Here is a 7,139-nt window from a genome sequence, read left to right on the forward strand (position 1 = left end):
GGTGGACGGGCGGGTCAGCGTCGGGCGCGGGCGGGCGGCGGGTAGACCGAGCCGTCCTGGTAGTCGAAGAGCATCAGGTCGTGCTCGCCGGCCAGCCGCTCGATGTCGAGCAGCACCTGGTCCTCGCAGGCGGGGTTCAGGTTCATCTCGATGTGGTCGTTCGCCGCGTGCAGCGGCGCGACCTCCCACGGTGAACCCGGGCCGGCCGGCCGGTCGGGATAGCTGGCCGTGATCGCCCGGTAGAAGGCGACGACCCGCGGATCCGGGTAACGTTCGCCGTGCTGCCCCTGCCGGCACCGTTGTACCGCTGCCCGCACATCCGCGGGCGTGGCCCCGACCGGGAGGGCCCACACGCTCAGATCGAAACTCACGGCGGACAGCGTGCCATCTTGGGCCCGGGAAGTCACCGCGACCCCACCGCAGGTCAACCGCGAATCTTCCGATCGTCCTCCGGTGACGGTCCGCTGTGGAGACTCTTGCGTCGAGTGACGTCGATTCGCTAGCGTACTCGTGCGGTCACTGGCTGAGTTCGGTCGTCGGCCCGTCTTCGGGTGGCGAGGTCTGACCTCGGGCCCGGCCGGTCCCGCACCCCTCGATTGCGCAAGCCACGCGCACTCGTCGCTGACCGGCCCCCACGGTCGTTGCCGAGACCGTGGGGGCCGATCGCCGACCACCCACGGCCGGGATGCGAAGACCGGCCGGTGCGGGTGGCGCGGTCGGGCTTGCGATGGGGCTCGCGATCGGGCGGATCGCGACCGGTGCGCGCGGCGCTGGCGGTCACCTCAGTGCCGGCGGTCACCTCAGCGCCGGCGGATGCGCTCGGCTCCGGCGGTTGCCTCAGCGCTCGCGGTGGGCGAACAGCGCCCGGTAGTCCGATCCGGTGCGGAACCAGGCCAGCCCCGCCGGGCCGGCGGCGTAGAGCGCGGTGGCGTAGGCGTCGGCCACCGCCAGGTCCGGGCCGATCACGGTGGCGGTGTCGAGCTGGTCGGCCGGCTCGCCGGTGTGCGGGTCGACCACGTGCCCCCGCCGCCCGGTCACCCCGGAGGTGCCCACCGCACCGGCTGTCATCTCCAGCACCAGTGGGGCCCGCCGGGGGTCGGTCGGGTGGTGCACCGCCACCCGCCACGGGCCGCCGTGCGCCGCGTGGCCGCGCACCACCAGGTCGGCACCGGTGAGCACGGCGTAGTCGTGGATGCCGGCGGCGCGCAGCCGGGCCGCGGCCCGCTCCACCGCCCAGCCACCGAGCAGGCCCCCCGGGTCGAAGCCGCCGGGCACCGCCCACGCGTCGAACCAACCGTCGGTGGCCGCCCGCATCGCGGCGCACCGGTCCACCAGATCGACCAGCGGCGGGTACGACTCGGGGCTGATCTCCCCCCGGCGCAGCCGGGACACCAGGCTGTCCGGGCGGGCCGGGCCGTAGGTGAGGTCGATGGCGCGCAGCTCGCCGACGGCGTCGGCCAGCGCCTCGCCGATTCCGCGCCGGCCCAGCCAGCTGGGCGCGTTGAGCAGCAGCGAGTACTCGGCGGTGCTGGTCCGCACGGTGTGCTGCACGGCGACCCGGTCGACGGCGGTGCCACCACCGGCGCGGTCGAGGCGGTGGCTGCGGGTGCCCAGCCGCAGGTCGGGACGGCGGCTGCCGAAGGCCGACTGGTCCACCCAGCGGGTGCGCGGCTGTTCGTCGACCCACTGGTGTCGGAGTTGCTCGTCGGTCCGCATCGCAGTGCTCCTTCGCTGACGGCGCCGCAGCGCCGCGGCGAACACCCGTCGGGCCCCCGTGTCCCGTTCACCACCGACCCTAGGCAGGGAAGTTGACCGCATCATGAATCCCACCTGGAAACCTGCTGTGCATCCCAGCTTCCCGGAATGTGGAAGGCTCGTACCGGGAGACGGGACGGGGTCGTACCGTGGGGAGGAGGACGAGGCGAGGGAGCTGACGACGTGGCACGCATCGCGGTGGTGGCCGGGGACGGGATCGGACCCGAGGTGGTCGCGCAGGCCCTCAAGGTCGTCGACGCCGTGCTTCCCGGGGTGGAAACCACCGCGTACGACCTCGGCGCGGCCCGCTACCACCGCACCGGCGAGGTGCTGCCGGAGTCGGTCCTCGCCGAGCTGGCCGGGCACGACGCGATCCTGCTCGGAGCGGTCGGCGACCCGACCGTCCCGCCGGGCGTGCTGGAGCGGGGCCTGCTGCTCAAGCTCCGGTTCGCCTTCGACCAGTACGTCAACCTGCGCCCGTCGCGGCTGTGGCCCGGCGTGGCCGGGCCGCTGGCCAGCGTCAAGCCCGGCGAGGTCGACCTGGTCGTCGTCCGCGAGGGCACCGAGGGGCTCTACGCCGGGGCGGGCGGCTGTCTGCACCGGGACACCCCGGCCGAGGTGGCCACCGAGGAGAGCCTGAACACCCGGCACGGCGTGGAACGGGTCATCCGCGACGCGTTCGCCCGGGCGTCGCGCCGCGAGCGGCGCAAGGTGACCCTCGTGCACAAGACCAACGTGCTGACCCACGCCGGGTCGCTGTGGGCCCGCGCGTTCGAGGCGGTGGCCGCCGAGCACCCGGACGTCGCCACGGAGTACCAGCACGTCGACGCCGCCGCGATGTTCCTGGTCACCCAGCCCCAGCGCTACGACGTGGTGGTCACCGACAACCTCTTCGGCGACATCCTGACCGACATCGCCGCCGCCGTCACCGGCGGCATCGGGCTGGCCGCCAGCGGCTGCATCAACCCCTCCGGGGCGTACCCGTCGACGTTCGAGCCGGTGCACGGCTCCGCGCCGGACATCGCCGGCCAGGGTGTCGCCGATCCGGTGGCCGCGGTCCTCTCCGCCGCCCTGCTGCTCGACCAGCTCGGGCACGCCGACGCCGCAGCCCGGGTGACCGCCGCCGTCGGCACGGAACTGGCCAACCGGGGCGCGGGCGTACCGTTGCGCACCGCCGAGGTCGGCGACCGGCTCGCCGGCTACGCGGTGGCCTGACCCGCCGGCTCACCGGCACCCCGTCAGAGGCCACGCTCGGCCGGTTGGCGCTGTCCGCTGAACGGCCGTTCGGGGTAGGTTTCTGGCAGCACTCATGCGGCGTGCGGTCCCGCGCGCCGTCGTTCCCCAGGGAGGTACGCGCGATGAGCGGTGGTGACATGCTCGACTTCGAGATCCGTCCGAATCCCACGCCGGTATCCGCCGCCGAACGGGCCGCCCTGCTCGCGAACCCGGGGTTCGGCCGCGTCTTCACCGACCACATGGTCACGATCCGGTACGCCGAGGGCAAGGGCTGGTACGACGCGCGAATCGAGGCGCGCGGGCCGATCCCGATGGACCCGGCCTCCGCCGTGCTGCACTACGCGCAGGAGATCTTCGAGGGGCTGAAGGCGTACCGCGTCGCAGACGGGTCGGTGACCATGTTCCGGCCGGAAGCCAACGCCGCCCGGTTCGTCGACTCGGCCCGCCGGATGGCGATGCCGGAGCTGCCGCCGGAGCTGTTCGTCGACTCGCTGCGCCGGCTCGTCGAGATCGACCGCGACTGGATCCCCGAGGGCGACGGGAGCAGCCTCTACCTGCGTCCGTTCATGATCGCCAGTGAGGTCTTCCTCGGCGTCCGCCCGTCGAACGAGTACCTGTACATGGTGATCGCCTCCCCGGCGGGGTCGTACTTCGCGGGCGGGGCCAAGCCGGTGACGGTCTGGGTCTCGCCGGAATACACCCGCGCCGCCCCGGGCGGAACCGGCGCGGCCAAGTGCGGCGGCAACTACGCCGCCTCACTCGCGGCCCAGGCCGAGGCGATCGAGGCCGGCTGCGACCAGGTCGTCTTCCTCGACGCGGTGGAGCGCCGCTTCGTCGACGAGCTGGGCGGGATGAACGTGTTCTTCGTCTACGACGACGACACGCTGGTCACCCCGCCGCTGACCGGCACGATCCTGCCCGGCGTCACCCGGGACGCGCTGCTCACCCTGGCCGCCGAGGCCGGCCACCGGGTCGAGGAACGGCCGGTCAGCTTCGCCGACTGGCAGGCCGACGCGGCGAGCGGCCGGCTGCGCGAGGCGTTCGCGTGCGGCACCGCGGCCGTGATCACGCCCATCGGCGGGGTCAGGTACCCCGACGGTGAGTTCCTGGTCGGCGGCGGCGAACAGGGCCGGGTGACCACGGCGCTACAGCAGCGGCTGATCGACATCCAGCGTGGCCGGGCCGCCGACCCGTACGGCTGGGTCACCCGACTGTAAGGAAGGGGCCCCTGCTCAACGCCTGGCGTAGAGCAGGGGCCCTTTCTCAACCCCGGACGGCGGGGCGGGCCGGCCGGCCCAGCCTCACTCCAGCAGGTGGTCGCGGAGCGCCGCGAGCTGGGCGTCGGTGACACCGGCGTGCCGCAGGTACCCCTCCACCGAGCCGTGCCCTTCCCGCAGCTCGGTCAGAAACAGCGTCATCGCCTCGGCGGGCGAGGCCAGGTACGGGGCGGGCAGCTCTCCGGCCTCCGGCAAGGTCGCGGCAACCCAGGCGCTGAACCGCTGCGACGCCTCGGTGCTCAGCGCGTAGTCGGCGGCGATGTCGGCGTCGCTGACGCCCAGCACCGACAGGGTCAGCGCGCAGACGATGCCGGTGCGGTCCTTGCCGGCAACGCAGTGCACGACGACCGGTGCCGTGGCGCTGTCGGCGATCAGCCCGACCGCCTCGGCGAGCCCCGCCGCGCCGGTGCCGGCGAGGTCGGCGTACCGGTCGGCGAGGAAGCGGGCGAGGCTGGACCCGGGCGCGTACTGGGCCTCCGCCCAGTCGGCGTGCTCCGGGTGGATGTGCCGGTAGGCGAGCCCGGCCAGCTCGGGCACCCGGCCGTCCCGGGCCACCTCCTTGGGGCGGCGCAGGTCGATCACGGTGCGCACGCCGAGGGCGACGAACGCGTCCCGGTCGGCTCCGTCGATGCGGTGCGGGGAGTCGGAGCGGTAGAGCCGGCCCCAGCGCACCGCGCGCCCGTCGCCGGCCGGGTAGCCGCCGACGTCGCGGAAGTTGAACAGGGCGGAGAAGGGGATCCTGCGCTTGTTCTCGGTGGCGTCCACGCTGACACGGTAACGGCCGGTGGGCGGAAACCCATCGGCCGTTGTGGCGCAACGCGGTCAGCGCGCGGTGCCCGGGGGCAGGTTCCCGTGCCTCTCGTCGTAGTAGCCGCCGAGCCGGTCCCGGTACGCCGGGTCGCTGTGGCTGTCCTCGTCGTACTCGGGGGCGGCCTTGATCTGGTCCCGGTCCCGGTCGACGTACACCGTGCGGGTGCCGTGGTCGACGTGGTGGACCGTGCCGGCCGGCAACATGACCTTCTTGCCGAAGAAGAGCCAGGCGCCTGTGTCGACCACCAGGTAACTGCCGCCGACCTCGTGGCTCGCGCTGTCGATCTTGCCGATGCGGCCGTCGCTGGCCTCGACGTGGTAGCCGACGAGGTCGGCGTCGGCGACCGAGGCCCGGTCGCGGTAGCTCCACGGGTCGAACCGCCCGGCGGGGGCGCCGCCGGCGATCGCCCCCTGGCCGCCGTGGATCATCGGTTCGGGCGTGCCGGTGGCGGCGTGCGGGTCGAGCCTGTCCATGAGTGCTCCTGCCCCGACCGTCGTGGTCGTCTCGGAGGGTCGTCTCGCAGGGTCGTTCCGGAAGGTGAGGTGCTTCGGGTCCGAGAAAACACCTACCCCGGGCCGGGGCCCCCTACACGCCGCCGCCCGCCGGCACCGCGGGGCGCGGTGCCGGCGGGCGGCGGGACGCACGGCTCAGGCCAGGGCGGCCTGCGCGTCGAGGGCCACCGCGGCGGCGTGCACGACGGCGGCGATGCGCAGCCCCTCGTGCACCTGCTCCCGGGTGAACCCGGCGGCGCGCAGGGTCTTCTCGTGCGACTCCAGGCAGACGCCGCAGCCGGTGATCGCCGAGACGGCGAGGCACCACAGCTCGAAGTCACCCTTCTCGACACCCGGCTTCGCGATGATCTGCATCCGCAGCCGGGCCGGCATCGACGCGTACTGCTCGTCGCCGATGAGGTGCTTGGCCCGGTAGTAGACGTTGTTCATCGCCATGATCGTCGCGGCGCCCTTGGCCGCCTCGACCGCCTCGGGGGTGAGGTGGCTGGCCGCCTCGGCGGCGATCTCCCGCAGCACGACCGGGTTACGCGCGGCGACGGCACAGGCCAGCGCCGTGCCCCACGCCTGCTCCGGCTTGAGGGTGGAGGTGCCGACGGTGGAGCCGAGGTTGAGCCTGATGTCCCTGGCGTACTCGGGCAGGGCCGCCTTGACCGCGTCCAGACCCATCGTCAGGCCCCGGCGCCGGCGAGCAGCCGGGTGGCGTCGAGGGTCTCGCCGCCGGACTTCCAGTTGCACGGGCAGAGCTCGTCGGTCTGCAGGGCGTCGAGTACGCGCAGCACCTCGGAGACGTTCCGGCCGACCGAGCCGGCGGTAACCATGGCGAACTGGATCTCGTTGTCCGGGTCGACGATGAAGGTGGCCCGCTGGGCCACGCCGTCGGAGCCGAGCACGCCGCACGCGGCGGTCAGCTCGCGCTTGATGTCGCTGAGCATCGGGAACGGCAGCTCGCGCAGGTCCGGGTGGTCCTTGCGCCAGGCGTAGTGGACGAACTCGTTGTCCACCGACACGCCGAGCACCTGGGCGTCCCGGTCGGCGAACTCGCCGTTGAGCCGGCCGAACTCGGCGATCTCCGTCGGGCAGATGAACGTGAAGTCCTTCGGCCAGAAGAAGACCACCCGCCACTTGCCCTCGTACGACTTGTGGTTGATCGACTCGAACGCCCGGTCGGCCTCCAGGGAGACGCAGGCGGTGAGTTCGTACTCGGGGAAGCGGTCACCGACAGTGAGCACGGGTCCTCCTTGACAGCGGCACGAGGCCGGTAACTGGATCAGTTCCAGATGCTGCCGCAGCGGTGTTTCGGTTCGGTGCCGGCTGGGCGACTTGTGAAGTTGATCACCGATAGCGGGTTGTGGCCGGTGAGCGGCTGCCGTGCGGTATTGCAAGCTTCGTGACCGTCCCGCCATGTGGATTGTTCCTCCCGAAACCCGGGTGCGGGTGGCAAAGTGGCGACCATGACCAGCACCGTCGCCATTATTGGCAGCTAGCGCGTCCGGCCCCTCGTCGCCGAGCGCGCAGACCTCCCGCATCCGCGGGGGGTCTTTTTGTTGG

Annotated in this window: 8 protein-coding genes; 2 read left to right on the plus strand and 6 right to left on the minus strand. The window is 72.8% G+C overall.

Features of this window, described 5'->3' with window-relative positions; genetic code table 11:
* Positions 1 to 14: 14 nt before the first annotated feature.
* Positions 15 to 371: a hypothetical protein gene (locus E1258_RS02070; protein ID WP_198141604.1), complete on the minus strand. Its 357-nt coding sequence runs from the start codon at positions 369 to 371 to the stop codon at positions 15 to 17.
* A 466-nt stretch (positions 372 to 837) separates the two neighbouring features.
* Positions 838 to 1,716: an FAD:protein FMN transferase gene (locus tag E1258_RS02075; RefSeq protein ID WP_132396271.1), complete on the minus strand. Its 879-nt coding sequence runs from the start codon at positions 1,714 to 1,716 to the stop codon at positions 838 to 840.
* Positions 1,717 to 1,938: 222 nt separating this feature from the next.
* Here E1258_RS02075 and E1258_RS02080 point away from each other — a divergent pair, with 222 nt between their 5' ends.
* Together E1258_RS02080 and E1258_RS02085 are read left to right on the plus strand one after the other, a co-directional pair.
* A complete protein-coding gene (locus tag E1258_RS02080; RefSeq protein WP_132396273.1) occupies positions 1,939 to 2,970 on the plus strand; it encodes a 3-isopropylmalate dehydrogenase in 1,032 nt (343 codons plus the stop codon).
* Between the two features lie 143 nt (positions 2,971 to 3,113).
* Positions 3,114 to 4,208: a branched-chain amino acid aminotransferase gene (locus E1258_RS02085; protein ID WP_132396275.1), complete on the plus strand. Its 1,095-nt coding sequence runs from the start codon at positions 3,114 to 3,116 to the stop codon at positions 4,206 to 4,208.
* An 84-nt stretch (positions 4,209 to 4,292) separates the two neighbouring features.
* On the opposite strand, the gene E1258_RS02090 is transcribed toward E1258_RS02085, so the two are convergent.
* From E1258_RS02090 to E1258_RS02105, 4 genes are all read right to left on the minus strand, one after another.
* Complete coding sequence (locus E1258_RS02090) at positions 4,293 to 5,033, minus strand: tyrosine-protein phosphatase (RefSeq protein WP_132396277.1); 741 nt, start codon at positions 5,031 to 5,033, stop codon at positions 4,293 to 4,295.
* 57 nt (positions 5,034 to 5,090) lie between these two features.
* The gene (locus E1258_RS02095; protein ID WP_132396279.1) at positions 5,091 to 5,552 is read right to left on the minus strand and encodes a PRC-barrel domain containing protein; all 462 of its coding nucleotides are present in this window, start codon (positions 5,550 to 5,552) and stop codon (positions 5,091 to 5,093) included.
* A 174-nt stretch (positions 5,553 to 5,726) separates the two neighbouring features.
* On the minus strand, positions 5,727 to 6,257 hold the full coding sequence (locus E1258_RS02100; protein WP_132396281.1) for a carboxymuconolactone decarboxylase family protein: 531 nt from the start codon (positions 6,255 to 6,257) through the stop codon (positions 5,727 to 5,729).
* Between the two features lie 2 nt (positions 6,258 to 6,259).
* Positions 6,260 to 6,820: a peroxiredoxin gene (locus E1258_RS02105; protein WP_132396283.1), complete on the minus strand. Its 561-nt coding sequence runs from the start codon at positions 6,818 to 6,820 to the stop codon at positions 6,260 to 6,262.
* Positions 6,821 to 7,139: the final 319 nt, after the last annotated feature.

The organism is Micromonospora sp. KC207, assembly GCF_004348615.1.
GTDB lineage: Bacteria > Actinomycetota > Actinomycetes > Mycobacteriales > Micromonosporaceae > Micromonospora.

Coding starts and splice junctions, on each gene's coding strand:
- E1258_RS02085 (WP_132396275.1), top strand. CDS start 3,114: ATGAGCGGTGGTGACATGCTCGACTTCGAGATCCGTCCGAATCCCACG.
- E1258_RS02075 (WP_132396271.1), bottom strand. CDS start 1,716: ATGCGGACCGACGAGCAACTCCGACACCAGTGGGTCGACGAACAGCCG.
- E1258_RS02095 (WP_132396279.1), bottom strand. CDS start 5,552: ATGGACAGGCTCGACCCGCACGCCGCCACCGGCACGCCCGAACCGATG.
- E1258_RS02100 (WP_132396281.1), bottom strand. CDS start 6,257: ATGGGTCTGGACGCGGTCAAGGCGGCCCTGCCCGAGTACGCCAGGGAC.